This is a genomic window from Micromonospora sp. NPDC049662 (genome assembly GCF_040675055.1).
Lineage (GTDB): Bacteria > Actinomycetota > Actinomycetes > Mycobacteriales > Micromonosporaceae > Micromonospora.
Window position 1 is genome coordinate 132,195 of sequence record NZ_JBFAOC010000006.1, and the last position, 18,253, is coordinate 150,447.

Annotated in this window: 23 protein-coding genes; 5 read left to right on the top strand and 18 right to left on the bottom strand. The window is 68.9% G+C overall.

The annotated features are described in order from the left end of the window. Nucleotides 1–195: 195 nt before the first annotated feature. The 8 genes from AB0J36_RS07045 to AB0J36_RS07080 all read right to left on the bottom strand — a co-directional run bounded on the left by AB0J36_RS07045 (nt 196) and on the right by AB0J36_RS07080 (nt 8,312). A complete protein-coding gene (locus AB0J36_RS07045) occupies nt 196–507 on the bottom strand; it encodes a hypothetical protein (RefSeq protein WP_363660248.1) in 312 nt (103 codons plus the stop codon). Between the two features lie 228 nt (nt 508–735). Next, nucleotides 736–996: a hypothetical protein gene (locus tag AB0J36_RS07050; protein WP_363660249.1), complete on the bottom strand. Its 261-nt coding sequence runs from the start codon at nt 994–996 to the stop codon at nt 736–738. A 176-nt stretch (nt 997–1,172) separates the two neighbouring features. Next, on the bottom strand, nt 1,173–2,846 hold the full coding sequence (locus AB0J36_RS07055) for a hypothetical protein (protein ID WP_363660250.1): 1,674 nt from the start codon (nt 2,844–2,846) through the stop codon (nt 1,173–1,175). 49 nt (nt 2,847–2,895) lie between these two features. Continuing rightward, a complete protein-coding gene (locus AB0J36_RS07060; RefSeq protein ID WP_363660251.1) occupies nt 2,896–3,246 on the bottom strand; it encodes a hypothetical protein in 351 nt (116 codons plus the stop codon). A gap of 157 nt (nt 3,247–3,403) precedes the next feature. Beyond that, nucleotides 3,404–4,537 carry a DUF932 domain-containing protein gene (locus AB0J36_RS07065; protein ID WP_363660252.1) on the bottom strand — a complete coding sequence of 378 codons (1,134 nt, stop codon included), beginning with the start codon at nt 4,535–4,537 and terminating at the stop codon, nt 3,404–3,406. A 68-nt stretch (nt 4,538–4,605) separates the two neighbouring features. Beyond that, complete coding sequence (locus tag AB0J36_RS07070) at nt 4,606–5,025, bottom strand: hypothetical protein (protein ID WP_363660253.1); 420 nt, start codon at nt 5,023–5,025, stop codon at nt 4,606–4,608. A 143-nt stretch (nt 5,026–5,168) separates the two neighbouring features. Further along, complete coding sequence (locus AB0J36_RS07075; protein ID WP_363660254.1) at nt 5,169–6,845, bottom strand: ParB/RepB/Spo0J family partition protein; 1,677 nt, start codon at nt 6,843–6,845, stop codon at nt 5,169–5,171. 1,005 nt (nt 6,846–7,850) lie between these two features. Beyond that, nucleotides 7,851–8,312: a hypothetical protein gene (locus tag AB0J36_RS07080; protein WP_357393267.1), complete on the bottom strand. Its 462-nt coding sequence runs from the start codon at nt 8,310–8,312 to the stop codon at nt 7,851–7,853. Nucleotides 8,313–8,603: 291 nt separating this feature from the next. On the opposite strand from AB0J36_RS07080, the gene AB0J36_RS07085 reads away from it, so the two are divergent. After that, complete coding sequence (locus AB0J36_RS07085) at nt 8,604–9,128, top strand: hypothetical protein (RefSeq protein WP_357173533.1); 525 nt, start codon at nt 8,604–8,606, stop codon at nt 9,126–9,128. Nucleotides 9,129–9,282: 154 nt separating this feature from the next. Here the strand turns inward: AB0J36_RS07085 and AB0J36_RS07090 are convergent, their stop codons facing one another. The 4 genes from AB0J36_RS07090 to AB0J36_RS07105 form a co-directional block, all read right to left on the bottom strand. Next, nucleotides 9,283–10,104, bottom strand: coding sequence for a hypothetical protein (locus AB0J36_RS07090; RefSeq protein WP_363660255.1), 822 nt, complete (start codon nt 10,102–10,104; stop codon nt 9,283–9,285). A 187-nt stretch (nt 10,105–10,291) separates the two neighbouring features. Next, on the bottom strand, nt 10,292–10,858 hold the full coding sequence (locus AB0J36_RS07095) for a hypothetical protein (protein ID WP_357132308.1): 567 nt from the start codon (nt 10,856–10,858) through the stop codon (nt 10,292–10,294). A 5-nt stretch (nt 10,859–10,863) separates the two neighbouring features. Beyond that, a complete protein-coding gene (locus AB0J36_RS07100; RefSeq protein WP_357132311.1) occupies nt 10,864–11,517 on the bottom strand; it encodes a hypothetical protein in 654 nt (217 codons plus the stop codon). A 131-nt stretch (nt 11,518–11,648) separates the two neighbouring features. After that, on the bottom strand, nt 11,649–12,074 hold the full coding sequence (locus AB0J36_RS07105) for a hypothetical protein (protein ID WP_357132314.1): 426 nt from the start codon (nt 12,072–12,074) through the stop codon (nt 11,649–11,651). A 70-nt stretch (nt 12,075–12,144) separates the two neighbouring features. Between AB0J36_RS07105 and AB0J36_RS07110 the strand changes: the two genes are divergently transcribed. Continuing rightward, nucleotides 12,145–12,282, top strand: coding sequence for a DUF397 domain-containing protein (locus AB0J36_RS07110; protein ID WP_363660256.1), 138 nt, complete (start codon nt 12,145–12,147; stop codon nt 12,280–12,282). A 10-nt stretch (nt 12,283–12,292) separates the two neighbouring features. Here the strand turns inward: AB0J36_RS07110 and AB0J36_RS07115 are convergent, their stop codons facing one another. The 6 genes from AB0J36_RS07115 to AB0J36_RS07140 form a co-directional block, all read right to left on the bottom strand. Then, on the bottom strand, nt 12,293–12,745 hold the full coding sequence (locus AB0J36_RS07115) for an SUKH-3 domain-containing protein (protein WP_357132320.1): 453 nt from the start codon (nt 12,743–12,745) through the stop codon (nt 12,293–12,295). After that, nucleotides 12,745–13,263: a hypothetical protein gene (locus AB0J36_RS07120; RefSeq protein WP_357173549.1), complete on the bottom strand. Its 519-nt coding sequence runs from the start codon at nt 13,261–13,263 to the stop codon at nt 12,745–12,747. Before AB0J36_RS07120 ends, AB0J36_RS07115 begins: the two co-directional genes overlap by 1 nt. Continuing rightward, nucleotides 13,256–13,750 carry a hypothetical protein gene (locus AB0J36_RS07125; protein ID WP_355619480.1) on the bottom strand — a complete coding sequence of 165 codons (495 nt, stop codon included), beginning with the start codon at nt 13,748–13,750 and terminating at the stop codon, nt 13,256–13,258. Before AB0J36_RS07125 ends, AB0J36_RS07120 begins: the two co-directional genes overlap by 8 nt. Nucleotides 13,751–13,753: 3 nt before the next feature. Then, on the bottom strand, nt 13,754–14,071 hold the full coding sequence (locus AB0J36_RS07130) for a hypothetical protein (RefSeq protein WP_357132326.1): 318 nt from the start codon (nt 14,069–14,071) through the stop codon (nt 13,754–13,756). A 7-nt stretch (nt 14,072–14,078) separates the two neighbouring features. Next, complete coding sequence (locus AB0J36_RS07135) at nt 14,079–14,498, bottom strand: YbaB/EbfC family nucleoid-associated protein (RefSeq protein ID WP_357132329.1); 420 nt, start codon at nt 14,496–14,498, stop codon at nt 14,079–14,081. Nucleotides 14,499–14,617: 119 nt separating this feature from the next. After that, nucleotides 14,618–14,974, bottom strand: coding sequence for a hypothetical protein (locus AB0J36_RS07140; RefSeq protein WP_357173561.1), 357 nt, complete (start codon nt 14,972–14,974; stop codon nt 14,618–14,620). A 174-nt stretch (nt 14,975–15,148) separates the two neighbouring features. On the opposite strand from AB0J36_RS07140, the gene AB0J36_RS07145 reads away from it, so the two are divergent. The 3 genes from AB0J36_RS07145 (at nt 15,149) to AB0J36_RS07155 (ending at nt 18,251) form a co-directional block, all read left to right on the top strand. Continuing rightward, on the top strand, nt 15,149–16,126 hold the full coding sequence (locus tag AB0J36_RS07145; RefSeq protein WP_363660257.1) for a DUF6461 domain-containing protein: 978 nt from the start codon (nt 15,149–15,151) through the stop codon (nt 16,124–16,126). A gap of 242 nt (nt 16,127–16,368) precedes the next feature. Beyond that, the gene (locus tag AB0J36_RS07150) at nt 16,369–16,743 is read left to right on the top strand and encodes a YciI family protein (RefSeq protein WP_357132338.1); all 375 of its coding nucleotides are present in this window, start codon (nt 16,369–16,371) and stop codon (nt 16,741–16,743) included. A 299-nt stretch (nt 16,744–17,042) separates the two neighbouring features. Next, the gene (locus AB0J36_RS07155) at nt 17,043–18,251 is read left to right on the top strand and encodes a serine hydrolase domain-containing protein (protein ID WP_357393275.1); all 1,209 of its coding nucleotides are present in this window, start codon (nt 17,043–17,045) and stop codon (nt 18,249–18,251) included. Nucleotides 18,252–18,253 lie beyond the last annotated feature (2 nt).

Below are 18,253 nucleotides of genomic sequence, written 5' to 3' on the forward strand. Positions count from 1 at the left end.
AGCCGCGGCCGGTCAGGATCGAGGGCCAGTACGCACACCGGCTGACTGCCGCTGCGGAGCGTGAGGGTCCCATTGCTGCGCCTGTATACGGTCCAATTCCGGCGAGGGCAGCTTCGGCTGCTTTGAACGCAGGTGTCAGCGTCTGCGTGCTGTCGATTGGAAGCGGGCGGCTCGGGAATCCTTGAGGTGCGCTGTCTACCGCCTCGACTTGATCTGGTCAGTCTCTGCGGTCGTGAGCAGGTAGGTGGATAGCTGTGGCACCCGTTCGCGCCAGGCGCGGTAGAGCCAGTGTGTCCCGTCGACGAGAAGCAGGGCGGGTGGTTGGCAGGTGATGTGGATCTGCCCCACGGTCAGTTGTGTGCTCAGGTCGGTGGCCATGGCGAAGGTCCGGTTGAGGGCGCTGCTGGTCGGGCCGATGACGTTCGCCGTCCGCAGATTTGCGTTGTCGAGGTGGGGTAGGCCCGTACACGGGCGACCACGTGCCGACGTCGAGGGGCAGGGTGTCACGAGGCGCCGAGGCGATCAGAGCCTTGGCCGCGTCGATTTCGAAGACCCATCGCCCGAAGTGGAACAACTGCGGTGGTCGGCCGCCGTTCACTGGCTGGTTCCCTTCTCGGTGAGGCGGGTGTAGATGGCGATGCAGCGAAGGATCAGCTCGTGCGGCGGCAGGGCGAGCAGTCGTTGCTGGTTGTCGGCGCGGAGCCGGTCCCAGATGAGGACGGTGACGCTGGCTGACTACAGGTCAACCAAGACGCCGTTGATCTTGGCGTGTTGCCGGTTGGCGACGATCTGACGCAGCGCGTCGATGAGGGTGGGGTCGCCGGGCCGGTGGTTGGCGTCGTCGGGTCGGGCGGCTTCGGCGAGCAGGGTGTAGCAGTCTTCGCAGGTGTAGCCGCTGCGAGGTGGGGCTTCGGTCTCCCATCGAAGAACGTCGGCGGCGGGCTGGCCGCACACGGACTGGCGTGGGTCGCGGGGGTGGCGGATGTGGCCGCTCATCGGCAGCCCTCCTGGTCTGGTCGAAGCGGGGTGAAGGTCGGGCATCGCAGTGCTTCTCCTAGAGGCTGTTCGTGGACTTTGTGCTGTCGCAGCGTTGGGCGTTGCTCGAGGCCGCGTGGAGGGTGAGAGGTGCCAGCCGGCGAGACGCCGGCCGGATACCGAAAACAAGGGCTTGCCTAGTCCTGCGGCGACGGGAGGACTGCCGGTCCGTCAGCCCGGAGCGCCGCAAGGAGAGCCGTCGCACGGTCGGTAGAAACGCGGACCCCATCGGTGCGCAGCCCTTTGATCAGGACCGACCGGGACAGCGTCACGCCGTGAGCGCTCAGGCGGTCCGCGACTCGACGTCCGGGGTCCATCAGGTCCGTAACGTCTGGTACCGATCGTGGCCGTAGCCGGTCGGCACCGTCCCGGCGGGTCGAGCGCCCGGCTAATTCCGCGGGCTGCGGGCCGGGAACCGTTGAAGGAGTCTCTCGCGGTCCCGGTCCGCTGTCGCCGACGCTCCAGACCTCGACCCGGTAGTCCGCCTCGACGGCCGACGGCGCACGGGCGCCCCCGGAGCCGGAGGACGGAGCCGACGTCCGCTGCGACGACCACTCGGCGTTGAACTGGTCCGGGAGACCGTGGCCTTGGTCCTGTTCACCGCGGACCCTGTCGACCGCGGTCCGGTCCTGCGCCGGGACCGTCCGCTCTGCCGGGTCCGAGCCTGCGGGTAGCGCAGAGTCCGGCGCTGGCCGGGTCCGGGCCTGCACCGGAAACGCTTTCCCTGAAGCAACCGTGCGGTCCGACTCGGTGCAGGCGCGGTCCTGCGGTGATGAGGACTGGTCCGGGACCTGTCCTGTCTCGTGGTGGATCTGTTGGTGGGGTAGGGCGGGGATCGGGCGGCTCGTTCCGTGTTCGGCGAGCCAGGTCAGAGATGCGAGGACGGCGCCGGTGTCGCCCCGCCGGGCTGCGACGCGGACCGTGCGGCGTGCCAGCCGGCGGACCTGGTTGCGCCTCGCGGCGGCCCGCTGGGCCTGTCGCTCGGCTGCGGCCCTCCGCAGCAGGTAGGCGGCGCGAGGGCTGACACGGTCGCGAACATCGACGGACCAGGCTGCAGCGGTGCTGGGCAGGTATCGGAGCCAGCGGCGCCACCCGAACGCAGCCGGCGGATCGGGTAGGAGCCTGCGGCGGCGCAGCTCGACGCGGTGTCGGGCACCGCTGCGGATCTCCCAGACCACGATCCCGGCGAGGGACAGGACGGCAAGGAGCCCAGCGCCGACGCGGCTGACATGTTGGTGGCCGAGGTAGTTAATGCCGGCGGCTGTAGCGGCGCAGAGCCAGGTCAGGGCGCGTGGGGCGCGGGCGGCTTCCCCGGCGAGGCGCATCTTCTGCGCGGTCAGTGCCATGACCAGCGCTAGGCCCTCGATTGCGATGGCGACGACGATTCCGGCGAGCAGTGGCCAGCCGCGGGCTTGGGCTGCGGTGATCTGTCCGTAGACGGCGCCGCCGACAGCCAGGACGTACATGGTCGCGGCGTAGACGTCATCGGCGTGCCCCCGCACGTACCCGACGAGCGAAGCGGTTCGGTGCCGCCAGCGCGCTGCCCGCTGTCGGGCGGCGCGGGCGCGGGCCTCGTGGCTGGTTCGCCGATCGGCGGCTCTCTCCTCGGCCTCGCGGCGCTGGGCGGCGCGGGTCTGGGCCGCGAGGTGCTGCTGCCGCTCTGCTGCCTGGAGCTGACGCTGCATCGCGGCGTCAGCGGCGGCGATCCTCGCTGCCTCGGCGGCCTGGGCCTGCTGGGCGGAGAGGAACTGGCGGGCCAGTCGCCGGTCGCGCCTCGCCAGGTGCGCGACGGCCTCCAGGTCGACGCTCACCGGCCCCGCCCTCTCTCGCCAACGGCATCGCGGTAGCTGTCGAGGGGAGTCACCGCGGCCCCTGGGCCGGGAAGTCCGCCGAGGCACCGCGGACGATGGTCATCGGGCGGTGGGCGAGGGCGAGGGCGAGGAGTTCGTAGACCAGATGCGGGTGGCCTCCCGCGAGCCGGAACCTGACCTGATCGCAGGCCGCGCCGCGAACCGGCCGCAGGACACCGCCGGGGGCACAGACAGCGATGACCCATGTACGCGCCCGGTTGACGTCGTAGGCCAGCTGATTCACGGCCCCGTCGTCGCCGACCACGGTGAGCAGCGCTGGCCCGTCCGTGGTCAGCAGGATCTGGTCGACGCGGGCAGGGCCGTGCGCCAGGGCCGCGCCGACGGCGAGACGGAACTGCATCCAATCCATGATCACGAACGGCCTCGTGTCCCGCTGTCGGGCGTTGTCGGATCGGGGGCGAGGAGGTGTGTGGTTCATGAGGGTGGCTCCTGGGCGAGTACACGGCGCGCCCGGACCTGCGAATGGGTCCGGGCGCGCGGATGTGCGAGAGGGTGGTTTAGGCGGCGGTGGCGGCGAGGTGCAGGGCCTGGACGGCCGTGGCCTCGAGACCGTGGGCGGCGTCGGCGTCGGAAAGGGTCTGGGCGACGGAGGTGACGGCGTGCATGACCCCACCGGCGGTGGGGTCGGCGCCGGCGATGAAGTGGGCGAGGATGTCGCGTTGCTGCTCCTCGGAGTACTTCAAGCGTTGCCCGATGATCTTGAGGGTGGCGTTGGGGTCGGTGACGGGGATGCCGGCGGCAGTGTCGAGCTCGCGCAGAACCTCAGTGATGTAGTCGGCGTCGAGGAAGGCGGTGACTGCGTCGGTGGTACGGGAGGTGATCAGGTCGAGGGTGCGACGGTTGGTCTCCTCGGAGGCGGTGACGACTCCGTCTGAGCCGGTCATGCGGGAGCCGATGTGGGTACGGCGCAGGGCGTTGCGGCGTATGACCATGCCGTTGCGGCAGACCTCGAAGCGCACCCACGGAGCGATGCTGAATGCACCCGCCCCGGTCTCGGAGTTCGAGATCAGGAACCCGGCTGAGACGATCGGCAGTTCGGAGCCGGCCCGCCCGTCGAACGGTGACCGGTAACGGGCCAGCAGACGGGGGGCCGCAACTTGCACCTGCGGGGAGTAGACCCGCAGGTACATGCGCCGGTCGGTCAGGTCACAGCCGGCGAACTGCACCCGCACGTTCGCGCGGCGGATCCCGTCGAGAGCAGCGAAGAGAACGTCGAGGTTGTCGATGCGGTTGTACCGGTCGGACAGGACCGCCCGCACGACCCCGCCGCCGGTGTCGTTGCGCAGGCAGCGGATGAGGAAGCTGCGGGGGTCGCGGGCAAGCCAGCCGTTGACGTTGTCGTCGAACAGGTCGGGGTGTTCGGCGGCGAGGCGCCGTAGGTACGCGACGGGGATGCCGAGCTTGTCGGCGAGGCCGGCGGTGGCGACGTCGTTGACGCTGTAGGTGCCGGAGGTCATCGTCACCCCCTCCGGGCCGAGCTGCGGCTCGGTGCCGTCCAAGACGAGGCTGCCGCCGACGGCACGCATTCGCCCGGCGCCGGCCTTGACGTCCAAGGCCCGGGTTGACTGGTCAGTGAGCATGCGGCGTAGCTGGTCGAGGTCGACGTTGCGGTGCGCCGGAACAGTGATCATCGAAGACATGAGGGATGGGTCCCTTCGAAGAGAATCTGGAGGTGGGGAGGTCGAGGTCGTTGAGGGAGTCAGCGGCCGGCGTCAGCGGCGGTCATGGCGGCCAGGCGTAGTCGCTCCCACTGCTCGGGCCCGATGGTGCCGAGCGCGCGGGCCTCGTCGAGGTGATTGAGGGCTGCGGTGGCGTCGCTGGCGATAAATGCGGCGTCGGCGGCGCGGAACGCCACTTCGCCCTGCTCGCGGCGCAGCTGTCGCCACTGCACGGGGTTGCGGCCCGGCCCAGCCTGGATCAGCACCTCGGGGTGGGTCCGGGCGTGCTCGTAGATCCACTCCCACTCAGCGGGGGTCGCTTCGACGATCTCGGCGACGTACCGGCAGCCATCGCCGGTGACCCGGTGATAGCCGGGCCCGTACTCCTCGAACGCCAGCAGGATCTGCCGTCGGCGGATCAGCGCCAGACGGCGCTCACGGTCATCGACTTCAGAGAACAAGTCAGCATCAGTGGACACAGGGCTCCAATCGGAGATGTCGAGAGTTGGTGCGGTGACGGGCCTCTCCCGCGCGGGGGAGTCGGGTCGGCACGGAAGTCGGCGGGGGTGCACGCACTGCGCGTGGACCCCGCCGATAGGGAAGATCAGGAGTTGTCGCTCGAGGGCTCGTCGTTAGAGGTCTGCTTCTCGACGTCGATCAGCTCATCGGCGTCAGAGAGGTCGTCGGCCTCGGAGCCCGTTGCCTCCGGCGCTGTCGCCTCGGGCTCGCGCTGCCGCGCGGAGTGTGGTGCAGCGATCAGCTCGTCGGCAGCCCTGCCGACCTGCTCGGTCTCCGCGGCGACATCGTCGACGTCGGGGTCCTCAGAGTCCGCAGGCGTGGAGTCATCGGCGTCTCCGTCGTCGGGCAGCTCGTCCTGTGGGTCGCGGCCCAGCGACTCCCGTAGCGTCGTCTCCGCCTCGGAGAGGGTGTAGCCGTCGGCGACGAGCTGGTCGAGCCACGCCACCGCTGCCTCGTCATCCAGGGCCCACGTCTCATCGCGGGCCGCGTAGCCAAGGTTGCGTTCCTGGACGCAGATCCACTGCGCCACCAGACAGCGGCGCAGCTTTTCCTCCCGAGCCGTCACGGCAGCGGCACCGTCTACGCCACCGAGAGTGGCGTACAGGCCGTCGACGTCGTGAAACCGCAACCCATCCACGACGGTGGCCTGCAGCGCCTCCAGGAAGAGCCGCTTCACCGCCCGCGCCGACCCGTACGCGGTGCGGTAGAACTCCCGCCGTACTTCCGCCGCGACCGTCAGACCGGCGAGGTAGTCAGCTTGGGCCTGCTCGGCCGCCTCCCGGTGGGCACGCTCCTCTTCCGAAATCCCTCGACGGCTGCCGTAGCTCAGGCGCTGGTAGCCGTACCGGTCCGGCTCCGCGCAGTAGAAAGTCGTCTGGGCATGGTCGCCGATCTTCTCGACGAACGCCGCGAGCCCCGCCAACGTGGAGTATGTCTCTGGGGCGAGCGGGTTGCCGTTGGCGTCGGCGAGCTGCGTGGCGGCTACTGCCGTACCGCTGTAGGGGTAACCCTTCGGCTTCGACGTCACCTTCACCCCGGCGAGGACCAACTCCGCCTTCGCCCGCTCCTTCGCCGCCGTGAAGGTCCGCTTCGATCGCTCGGCGGCGATGGCGTGCCGGAATCCCCAACTTGCCCCGGTGCCCTTCAGAATCCGATCCAGGGCGGCCGGGTCCTCGGTGAACTCGGACAGCGCGGCGGCATCTTCCAGTGTCAGGGTGCCGGCGTCGGCGGCGCCGCGCGCCGCCTGCGGCAGCTCCCGCAGCTTCAGGGTCTGCTTCACCTTCGCCGCCGGGATCGCCCGCACCGTGGCGATCTGCTCGGGCGACCAGTCCAGCAGGGTCAGCTGGTGAAACGCCTCAGCCTCCTCCGTGGGGGTCAGCCCCACCCGGTGGCCGTTCTCGGCGAGCTGCGCGACGATCTGCGCCGCCGCACCCTCGTCGGAGGCGACCCACACCGGCACCTGCTCCATGCCGAGCTCGATCGCCGCGTACTTTCGGCGATGCCCGATGATCAGCTGAAAGGCATCCGGCTGGTCCGGCCCCGGGATGGCCACCAACGGGCAGAGAACTCCGACCACGGCCATTGAGGCGGTCAGGTCACTCAGATCGCCGACGTCCGTGCGCAGGTTACGCGGGTTATCGACCAGGTCGCGAGGGTCGAGGTACTGGGCCCGGACCAGGGGGCCCGCGGGATCCGCGGGGGCCGTGACCTCGGCGATGCTGAGCTCGTCCGATACGGGTCGGGACAACAGAGTGGTCGTCATAACAGAAAACGTCCTTCCCAAACCATAAGGACGCCCTACACGGCGCGGGAACGGCCGGGTGGGCGGTGCTGGCCCGATCCGCCCGGCCCGGCCGATCGGCGCAGCCCCGCACAGGCCCACCTCGCGCTCAGTACGGCGCACTGGCGCGGCTGCGCCGGTGGGCCTTGAGGGGCCAGCCGCGGCCGGCCAGGATCAAGGGCCAGCAACCGCACCCGGCCTTCCGCCCGAGAGCAGGTCAACGCCGACAATGACTGCGCGAGGGACACGGCTGCTATCGTTCGGGCGCTGCCGGGCGGCAGCTGAGCGCGGCCAGCGGATGCTACGGTCGGAAGGCGGACCTACCCCACGTTTGTGGATCGGCAGGTCCTGCTTTTTGAGCCCGCCGCCGCTGACGTGTCACCGTCGTCTGGGGGTGGGTGTCTAACAGCATTGGATGCTGCTGGTCGTTGCTGCGATGCGCGCTAACTCACAGTGGCCCGATTTGTGCAGAAGGCCTACACGGGCTCTGGGAAAATCCTTGGCCCGATCCGCCGGGCCGGCCGATCGGCGCCGACCCGTACAGGCCCACTCGGAGATACCTGCGAGGCACTGAACGGCTGGGACGGTGGGCCTTGCAGCGGCCAGCCGCGGCCGGCCAGGATCGAGGGCCAGCAACCTCAGCCCGGCCGAACAACGTCGGGCATGCCGACGGGCTCCGTGGTGGTGCGGAACTTTGTTCGGGTGGTCGAGGATCTTGGGTCCGAGACGGACGCTCGCCAATTGTGAGCCCGCCGTGAGCCCGGACGCCTTTGGACACCGTGTCACGCCCCGGTACAGCCGAGGAGCGGCAGGTGTGTCTACCTGGACAGATAGACACACCTGCCGACTGCCGATCACCATCAAACCTGACTGGCGTCTAACTCATAATCCCTCGGTCGCGGGTTCGAGTCCCGCCCGCCCCACCACTTACCTCTGGTCGGCCATGGTTCCGACGAACCAGGCGAGCCGCATCGAGGTCCGATGCCATCAATCGAGGCAGTGGACGTGAACGGCGATGTGCTGTGGCTGAGCGCCGCCCGTGTCTCGGTGTAGGACTTCAAGTTCGACACGGCGCTGGTCCGCTGAGGCGGGCTCGTTCTCCTCGCCGACCAGGCAGGTGGGATACGTGCCGTCGTTGTGCAGTGTCCCGCGCGCGTCCTGCCAGCTTTCGGCGATTACCGAGTAGATCGTGTCGCCATCGAGAGGGCCCCGCGGCGCCCCGTCTTGCGCAAACGCGATGGACCTGGTCTCGTCGTTCGACCAGGTGACCGTCCCGACGAGCAGCTCCGCCTTGGCAGTGTGCGGATCATCGCCGAGCTTGGCCGCCCCGAAGCCGCCGATCAGCCCTACGGCGACCAGCGCCAGAGAGAACGCAACCGTGGCGAGGCGGCGATGTGGTGGAGTAGGGGCCGCCGCCTCCTGCATCGTGTCGGGGAATGGCACTGGCATGGGTGCAAGGTACGCGATCGGCGCCTACCGGGCTGGCCCAGAAGTTTGTCTCCTGCCGCCATCCGCGCTGACGTCGCGGTTCGGTTGGCGGACGACTGTCGCACGACAGCCGACGGAGGGCAGCCATCGACGGCTTTGTCTAGTCTCACCTGATGCTTGACGGTTGGTCTGGACAGCCAGCCCTCCGTCGATACTGTTGGTCGCCATCGACCCCCTGATGGCTGCCGAAGGCCGCACACCGGTCGACCCTGCGGATTCGGCCGGTGTGCTCAGGCGATGCGGAGGTGCTTGATGGTGGTTCGCCGGCGCTGGCTGTTCTGGGGTGCGGCCGTGGTGGTGCTGGCTGGTTGCAGCTCGGAGGTGAACGACCCGCATGAGGGTGCACTGCCCAAGGGGGAAAGCTTGGGGGAGATGCGCCAGCAAGCGGGTGAGGCCCTGGCCCGCTATGAGCAGGCGGTTATCAACGCTGATGGTGCAGCCACCGTCACCGTGACGCCGCCGCCATGGAACTCCCCACCCGGCATCTCCATCGAATCAGCCACCAGTGCCAGGGCCAGCACCCGGTTGACTGTCACCTTCACTGGCACTCGGGAGCCGGCAACCAGACCGTGCGGTGCCGACTACCACGCTGAGGCGGTCGAGTCTGCCAACGCCGTCGTCGTCATCGTTATCGCCCAGCCTCACGCCGCCAACGAGGTATGCACGCTTGTCGGCTACCGACGAACTGCCAATCTGAACTTGGCTCAGCCTCTGGGTCAACGGGTAGTCCTCGAAGCGAGGCAAGGGCAGCGAGTTCCCCTGACCACTGCCGAGTGAGCACCGCAAGGCGGGTCGCGCCGGCACGGCCCCGGCCTCATGGCGGAGATGGCTCCAAGGCCCGCAGTGTGGCCGCAGGAGCAGGCGACCGTTTCTGATGGGGAGACGAGGCTCTGGCCGAGGGCGCCGCCTGTTCGCTCGATCGCGTCCGTGGTCAGGAGGTCGTCGCGACGTGGCCCCGAGGGGCTGCTTCCCAACGCACGCCGGGCGGAACGAGGCCGAACCAGGCTCCGATGGCGGCCATCGAGGCGACGAGGTACGCCGCCCACCACCCGAGCAGCGCCCACATACCGTGGCCGACGAGGTCGGCCAGGCCGAGCGCGAGGAACACGAGAAAAAGGTAGGCCAGACGGCCGTACGAGAGGCTCCCGCTCTTCGGCAACTCATGGGCCTTGCGGAACGGAATGAGGCTGACCCCGTAGGGACGACGGAGCAGCGTGAAACTCGCGGGCCAGAGCCGCCCGTACCCGGCCACGTCGACCACGCTGACGCCGGGCCCGTGCCGGATCGTAGCCGGACGCGACCTGGTCAGCTCGCGCAACCACGGTTCCCAGACGACACGTTGGTGTAGGACGACGCCCCTGCCCCGGCCGCCCACCGTCAGCCACACGGAGTATCCCTTGGGGCTGGTGTCGGACCCGCCGGCGGCGTTTACGGCGTGCGCCGCAGCGGTGACCCGCCCCGCGCTTCCCGGCTGCCCTCCCTGCGCCAGATGCGCGGTCACCAGGACCCGCCTCGCGGGAGCACGAGCGGCACCCCACCACTGAATTAGGCGGACGAGCCAGGACAGCACCAGAAAGGCTCCCGGAGCCAGCACCACGCGGATGACGCCCGCTTCGTGCCCGACCCGCGGGTCGGTACTCAGCCGGTACCCCAGCGCGATGAGGGCGACCAACGCCACGACGCTGCCGATCACGAACATCGGCGCGCGAGCCCGCCGATTCGCCGAGCTAGCTGTACTTCCGCTGCTGGCCATGGCGTCCGTCCTGCCTGTTCGCCCTCAGACCTAGCCACGACGCTAGCAACGCCGAGCAAGGCTCACATCGAGCGTCCGTTCCAGATCTCCACCGGTGCAGTGCAATGCAGTGCGGTCGCGGACGGGCCCTGAGCCGATCGCGTCGAGCCGATGATGAGCGGGCGGTTGGCAAGGATGCCGGTCCAGATCAATCCTGGATTGGATCGGCCGGCGTGAGTACGACGCGTCGGGTGTGATCCAGGTGGCGCGTGATCGTGTACCTGCCGGTGGCGCCAACCATCGGGGCCTCGCCGGTCCATTCCAGGGCTGATGAGCAGTCTTCGAACCGCACCACATACTCCCTGTTCGAGGTGAAGACGTGGGTGACGGTGGCGGTGACCGCAGAGCCGATCGGGAAGCGCATCTTGAGGACCAGCCACTCCTCGTTGCTCGTGCTGGCGGGGAGGTAGGTCCGGGAGCGGAACGACGCGTCGAGTGGGAAGAGACGCACCTGGCCTGGCCGGTGCTGGAGAACCTCGAACGTCATCACTGCGCCGACCGAAGGCCACTCGGCCGGGTCATGAGGCAGGACGAGGACGTCAACGAAGCCCTCCAGCTCCTGGCCCAGGTCCACGAGCAGCCCGATCGCTCCGGGCCTCGGTACACGGACGACCTGGCCCGTGACGTGTTCACCCACGGGCAAGCGACGTCGGGCCACATCGAGCTCATCCCGCTCTGCCACGGGCGACAGCCTCCTCAGACGCCTCGGATCCATGCCTCCTACAGCCACTCCATGTCGATGTTGCCGGAGTAGACGCGCGCAACCCGATAGTCGGGACGTCCGAACAGCTCCGCTTCGCCGTTGTAGATCGCGATCAGAGAGCCTGCCCCATGCCACCAGGTGTCGACAATGCCGGCCGTCTCTGGCACGGGTCGCATATCGGAGAGGTCAAGGTCGGCAACCGCGTCGCCAGAAAGCCTGGTAACCGTCTCTGCGATCTGCTCTGCCGACTGGGCGAGTGCCAGTGACTCGACCCAGCCTTCGATGCGGACGTGCAGAGGCACCCAACTGTCCATGGCGATGCCGAAGCTTCCGTCAGGTCCGATCAGGAAGGAGTACGGCAACGCCGTTCGTTGCGGTCCTGCCTCGAACCACCAGTCCGGTTCGGGGAGGTCGTTCTCCCACTCCGGTGTGTCGGCACGCAGCATTCGCGGCCCTCCGTCGTAGCTGAACGACGGAGGTAGGGCGAGTCCGCCCCAGCGAGCCTGATAGCTCTCCGCCCGGTCGACGACTTCCGACGGAATGCCGTTGGCCTCCCACTGCTCGCGCCAGTCACTGACAGAGGGCACGTCGAGCCAAACTCCATGGACCGCCACGAAGCGGCGAGCCCGGACACTCAGGTTGGACGGTGCGTCACGGACGTGTCGCGTCACGCGGGCAGCTTATTCGATCTTCCGTGCGCCGCTGGCTTGGCAGCGAACGCCTCGGATCCATGCTTGCGGCAGGCGGTGGTTTCTGCGAGCGGCCAGGCTAGGGCAGCAAGACCTCAAGGCTCTGCCCCTCCCTACTCCAGGGACGGGGGATCCACGTACTCGCCGAACGGCTCGACCGATCCGTCCCAGCCGAGCCAACCCTGCTGGGTCATCCGTCCGTCGGCGTAGGTGTAGGACCAGTGGGCACCGTCCTCACCGTCGAAGTGGACGACGCCGGAGCGAACGAACGGCGCGATCGCGACGTAGAAGGCGATGGCCTGGTGCGACCACTTGGGGTCGCCCGCGTCGTCGTGATCGAACTCGATCCAGTCCCCGTCGCGGGTGATCGAGGCCCTGGCCTCGCTCGCTATGTCGACGATCCGGTCACTCACGTCAGTCATGTCGGGCTCGTACCAACGACTCTGTTCGGCCATGGCTGCCTTGGCGGCGGCCGTTGCGGCGGCGTCGTCCGACTCCGGTAGGTGCAGACGGCCGGAAGGCCACACGGAATATCCCACGGCGGGCAGTCTACGGTCGTCGATGTTCCGTACACCGACCCGAACAGCGCGCCAGCGCCGGGTCAGTCCGATGGCGGCGGCCAAGCGGGCCACGTCGGCTGTTGCCGGGGTCGACGTTCGCGATTCCACGGCTCCGAATGCCGGGGTGTTGAGTTTCGCGCCGGCCGCCTGGTCGGCGTTCATCAGCAGCGCCAAGCAGCCTCGCTGACTGCGGCCCGTTAACGCCCGGCCGGGGCCTCTTCGCCCTCGAGCAGTCGGCCCAGGCCGGTCAGGCCGGGGCCGATCCTCTTGATCTGGTCGTTGAAGAGCAGATAGATCGTGCCCTCCTCGTCCATGGCCAGGCTGGCGTGCCCGTCGTGTTCCTCGCCGAGCGGGTAGAGCAGACCGGCCGTGGATCCGGAGAGGCTGTCGAACCAGACCTTCTGACCGAGGCACAACAGTGGGTCGAGCCGTAGACCGATGCGGGCCGAGTCCCGACCGGGACCGCTCACCGGCACGACCAGTCCACCGAACTCGGTGAGGAAAGCTCGCGCGGGAGCGTGCATGGCAAAGCCCTCCGGGGCGAGCGCCGACTCCCACTCGCCGACGTCCATCCGGCGGCGTGGTGACCAACCCGCCATCCTGAGGGCTTGCGCCGCACGGTCCGGCAGTGCGCGGTCATCTCCCCGCATCACAGCACCTCTCTCAGGTCGAACTCGTTGCGCAACGACTTACAACTGTTGCAGCACGGGTTGTGCGCGCCGTGTCCGGGGTTACCCGGAGCGCGAATCCGTGCGGCCCCAATCGCGCCACCGCGCGGGTCGATGCCCCGGTCCAGCAGCTTTGACAACGACTGCGGTAACGCGCAGTTGCCGTGCCACGGCGCGCGAAGGTTCTGCGGCACCCGGTCGAGCGCACCGGCCACCTCGCGGTTGTGCGGATAGATCCGGTCGGGGCCGTCGCTCACCGAGACGGCGGTGTGCCGCCCATCAGCCGTGGTCACGGCCTCGGCGGTGCCATTGACCCGTCCGTTGCGCTGCTGGCGGTCGGCCTCCTGACGGGCACGGTACGAGGCCTGCCGCGCGGGAGAAGCGTTTCTGGTCGGCCGTGCGTCCGGATTTCCGCGGCGTCGCCGCTTGACCTTCTTGAGGTCTCTGACCCATTCCCGGGCGAACTTGGCGGCGATCTTGCCGGTGCGGTTCCTAACCATCGGCCAACCGCCAGAGGGCTTCCTGCATCAGGTTGCCGACGATGGTGCGGGTCAGCGTCTGGAACACCGGAATCTCCAGCAGCGAGGCGCCGAACGTCGGGCCAGCGGTGGCGATTGCTTGCGCGATCTGGATCGCCAGCAGGACCAGTTGCACAATGACCGCGATCTTCAGGGCCAGTACGATCGCGGCAGCGATCATGAGCCCGGCACCGCCGACCAACGCGCCGGTTCCGTTGCTCTGAAGGCTGTCGACAGGGCTCTCCTGTTGGCCCCACCAGGCACGGAATGCCTCGATATCGGCACCCTCGTTGCCGCTCAGCGCGGCTTTGGCGGCCGTCTCCGCCTGCTGAATGAACTCGGCCACGTCACTGCTGAATTCGCACCAGGCCTGGCCGAGCTCAAAGAGCTTCTGCTCGTCAGAAGCTGGCCAGGTGTAGCCCAGGATGTCGAGCAGGCTGCGCAGCTCACCCGGAATCTGCAGACCCACCCGTCAGCCTTCCATTCGTTTGAGCAGCACGCGAAACAGGTCGCCGGTGTCGGCCTCGTTGGCTTCGTGGGCACGAGCCATCCCGGTCAGGTCGTCGCCAGCGAAACCGACCTCATCGAGCGCCTCGAGCAGTGACTCGAAGACGTACGCCGCCGCTTCGTCGTATGCCACGCCGAGCAGTGACCCGGTCTCGTCGTCGCCGAACGCGGGACCGATCGATGCCAGTCGGGCCTGGAAGGCGGTCAGCTTGTCGGCGAAACCGTCCGCCAACGACCGCATGGTGGTGCCGGCAGCCGAGATGCCCTCCGGGTCGATCTGCACGGCGCCGTCACCCGCCTCGGCGGCCCAGCCGGTCCTGCGCGTCGGCGAGCCCGTCGAGGAACGTGGTGAACTGCCGGGCGGCATCCCGCTGAATCTCGGTCAACTGCCGCCCGAGGTCACTCAGGTCAACCTGTTCCGTGGTGGACGTCGTCGCCTGCTGCAGGTCTGCCATGGCGTCGTTGACGGCGGTGAGGATGTGCTCGGTCAGGGTCGTGAGGTCGAGCCGCCGGAGGCCTGGGTCGACCTCCAGTGCGGTCAGCCGGCCCGGCGGCGCAGCGGTGGCCCGCACCATCCCGTCCGCCGCCTCGCCGTGACCCTCAGGCTGGGGCACGTCCGCCCCGTCCGCCCCGCCGGACTGCTGTGCGGACAGCGCACGCAGCGTGTCGGTGAGCACTTTGTCGATCCCGTTGGGGTTCGTCGATGTCACCTCAGCCCCCCGGATCTGCGTTCAGTGATGCCCACGAGATTTTAGAAGACAACGCCGTCGCCCGCCGTCCCCCGGGGGCGTGCGCCGGCGACGGCGAGGGCCTCGCATCACTGTGGACATCAGAAGTACCGGATGGACCAGTCGAACATCCGTACCGGCAGGAGTACGAGGACGACGGTCGCGGCGACGGCGAGCAGCACGCGCACGGTGCGAAGACCTCGCCACCACGGGATGATCCATAGCAGCAGCCACATGGTGCCCGCGATCGCCACATGCACGCCGATCACTCTGAGGCTGGTTTCCTCGCAACTGTTGTCGGCGATTGCCTCTTTGCACAGCGTCGGCGGGCCGTTGCTGTCTCCGATGTTTCCCAACACTCCGACGATGCCAGCCAGCACCGGTGCCGCCACGAGGGTGAACAGTGGCGTCACCAACCATCCGGCAAGATCGCGGCGCCGGTCCATGAGCCGCCCCATCAGCGAGACGATACAACCGGATCGACACACACCACGCCCCGTCGCCGCGGCGGACGATTGATCGACTCGGCCTCCGGGAAATCGGGGTATCAGGACGCCGTTTTCGGACCGACTTCCAGGAACCCGAGTGGATCAGGCAGTCCTAGGCGTCGATGAACGTCGTACCGTGTTCCGATGGTCTCGGACGCGGTGCGGTACTACGACGACTTCCTCACCGAGCGGGACTGGCTCGCCGAGGGATTGAGCTGGGCTGTGGTGCAGCCGGCGAGTACCGAGGCCACCGTCGACGGGATCATCAAGCGGCTGCGGGCCAGGCGTGTCGAGCCGGGTGACGACCAGTCGGGCGAGCTTGCCGACCTGGCCCAGATCGGCCCGGACGTGCTGGTGTTCCAGGACAATGGCTGCGCGTTGAGCCGGCCCGAGGTGCTGCGCTGGCTCAGCGACGGCACGCGGGTGCACACCGTCGAGTGGACTGTGAACGGCAACGGCGGCCTCACGTACGCGGTGTACGGCCGGGTGCTCGCCTGGATGGACCTGAACGACCCGGAGCGGCGGCACGGCGACGACCCGTCCGCGTTCGCCGACGACCTGGACGACGTACGCGCCGCGCGCGGAACCGGGTACGTGCGGTCGGCGGCGATGGCGTTCGTCGAACGGCGGACCGGGGTGCGGCTGCCGGCCGAGTGGATGAGCGACGAGGGGGTCGACCCGCAGGCCGGGCCGTGGGTGACGGTGCGGCTGCCGCACATCCCGGCCGACCCGAGGCCGCCGTCGAACTTCGGTCACTACGAGCCCGACCTGGACGCTCGGCTGCGGTCCGCGCCGGATGAGGTACGGCGGGCGGCGGTGGCGCACGCCGTACGGGCGGTGATCATGCGGCTCCGGTTCAGCGACGACGAGCTGGCGAGGCAGGCGGTCGAGGCCGTCGAGCGGGGGCTGACCGTGGACGAGGAGACCCGGTGGAGGATCGTCCGCCTCACGGCGCAGGGCGGTGATGTCCGGGCCGGCGCCGATGCCGTGCATGCCCTGCACGCGGCGCTGGGTGCGGGAATGGCCGGCGTCGACGCGCTGGGCGCCGCGCGGCACGCGCTCGGCGAGGAGTGGCTGGCGGTGCGCCAGGACCTGTACCGCCTCGTGCGGGAGACCGGCTGACGGGGTCGGATCGACGCCAAGATCTGCACAACATCCCCGATGTTGCTGCCTCAGCCGCGCCGGAGACAGCAACATCCCCGAAGTTGCTGTCACACCACACCACACCACGAACACCACGCCACGAAGAGCAGATCGGCGGGCGGCGGGACTTTTTCCGGCCTGGCGTCGAATCGAGGGCTGCTCGTTCGTGGTACGGGTGGAGGCGGTCGGCGAAGGCCGCCCGGGAGACGAGGAGTTCTGAGATGGCGCGGTACCTGATCTCGTTCAACGACGGCGCGATGGACCACATCCCCGCCGAGGAGTTGCCCGAGGTGGGCAAGGCGGCGCACGCCGTGCTCCAGGAGGCCGTCGACGCGGGCGTCTGGGTGTTCGGCGGCGGCCTTCAACGGCAGCGGGCCAACATCGTGGCCACGGACGGGTCGGTCACCGACGGCCTCTACCCGGAGACCAAGGAGGTCATCGGCGGGTTCGTGGTCGTCGACGTGACCACCCGCGAGGAGGCGCTCGGATGGGCTGCCAAGTTCGCCGCCGGCTGCCGCTGCGCCCAGGAGGTCCGGGAGATCATGGCCGACCCCGAGATGGAGGAGATGCTCCGCCGCGCCGACCGTCGAGGGTGACCTTCATCGGGAAGATCCTGGTGGTCTGCGTCTCGCACCACGACGGCACGACATGGAGGTGCTCGTCCCGCCCCTGAAGCGGGTGGTTCTAGGTGTGCTGAAGTGCGGTATGCCTCAGAGGTATGAACATTCCACTGAGGTATACCGCTCACCACCGCCGCTGTGGTTGGTCGAGCAGACCCGGCCGGCCGGGTAGCGCAGGCTGTACCAGCAGGAGGGCAGCTGCGGGGATCGTCCCCGGATCGGAATTCTTGAACCCTTGATGGCGTCAAGCGTTTCCGAGACTCCAGGGAGCAGTCATGCCGCCGCACGCCGTTACGTCCACGCGCCGCCCAGCCCTGCGGGCGGTCGCCGCGACACTGGCCGCCGCCACCATCCTGACCGGGTCCGCCGCGTTCGCCGCCACCGACAGTGGTCGCCCGGCCGGGCCACCCGATGCCGTGCAGCGGCAACTGGACGGCCTGGTCAGCGAGAGTGGCTTCCCCGGCGTCCTCGCCTCCGTACGGGGGGCCGACGGCCGGGTCCGCGACTACACCGCCGGGGTCGGCGACCTCCAGACGCGTCGCCCGGTTCACCGGGACGGCCAGGTCCGCATCGGCAGCAACACCAAGACCTTCACCGCGGTGGTCGTCCTGCAGTTGGTGGGGGAGGGACGCATCGACCTGGATGCCACGGTCGAGCACTACCTGCCCGGAGTCGTGCGAGGTCACGGCAACGACGGCAACGCGATCACCGTACGTCAGCTGTTGCAGCAGACGAGCGGCCTGGCGGACTACGACGACGTGCTCTTCACCAAGGCGCAGGACCTCATCGACAAGAGCCACTCGTACTACCAGCCGAGGCGGCTGGTGGATGCCGCGCTGACGAACGCGCCGCACTTCGCGCCCGGCGCGAGGTGGGAGTACAGCAACACGAACTACGTCCTCGCCGGGCTCATCGTCGAGCAGGTCACCGAGCGTCCCATCGGCGAGGAGATCACCAACCGGATCATCAGGCCGCTCGGCCTGCGCGACACCTACTGGCCGGGAGTGGGGGAGCAGTCTCTTCGGGGTACGCACCCGCACGGCTACGTCGCAGTGGGCCCCGGCGCACCGTGGGTGGACGTCACCGACATGGACCCGTCGCTGGGCTGGGCCGCCGGCCAACTGGTCTCCACCCCGGACGAGCTGCGGACCTTCTTCCAGGCGCTCGTCGACGGCCGGCTGCTCAAGCCCGCGCAGCAGAAGGCGATGATGACCACCGTGCCCGCGCCCGGCTTCGAGCCGACCGGCGAGTACGCGTACGGGCTCGGCATCGCCAGCCACGAGTTGCCCTGCGGCGTCGAAGCCTGGGGTCACGGCGGGGACATCCAGGGGTTCGAGACCCGCAACCTGGTCACCCGCGACGGCCGCGGCGCCGTGGTCGCCGTGACCGGCCTGCCGACCGGTGAGCAGATGCTCGCCGAGGTGAACGAGAGCGTCGAGACGGCGCTGTGCGGCACCGACCACCGAGCATCGTCGGCCCGGTGACA